Consider the following 406-nt stretch of genomic DNA (forward strand, 5'->3'; position numbering starts at 1 on the left):
CTCAGCGTATGTTTGTCGCTCCAGCCTCCACGGTTCACCGCTTGCAATTTCCGCGACCTGCCACAACCATCGCGGGATGGCATACTTCGTCTACATTCTCGCCAGCCGACACCATGGCACGCTGTATGTCGGGGTGACCAACGACCTTGCCCGGAGGGTCTTCGAGCATCGCGAGGGGCAAGGCGAGGGTTTCACCCGCAGACATGGCGTCGGCCGCCTCGTGTACTATGAGGAACATTCGTCCGTGAACGAGGCAATCGCGCAGGAAAAGCGCGTGAAACGCTGGAGGCGAGAATGGAAGATCCAGGCGATCGATGCATTCAATCCTGAGTGGGCGGACCTCTACGAGCAGCTCAACAGGTAACCGTGGCGGAATGCTTCTCAGCATGTCGTCCCGGCCGGATCG

The 406-nt window shown here is 59.9% G+C and carries 1 protein-coding gene; it reads left to right on the forward strand.

The window, feature by feature from the left end:
* The first annotated feature begins 76 nt into the window (after positions 1 to 76).
* Positions 77 to 364, forward strand: a complete 288-nt coding sequence (locus MNI96_RS21780) for a GIY-YIG nuclease family protein (RefSeq protein WP_249696648.1) — start codon at positions 77 to 79, stop codon at positions 362 to 364.
* Positions 365 to 406 lie beyond the last annotated feature (42 nt).

This window comes from Stappia sp. WLB 29 (assembly GCF_023507705.1).
Classification (GTDB): Bacteria; Pseudomonadota; Alphaproteobacteria; order Rhizobiales; family Stappiaceae; genus Stappia.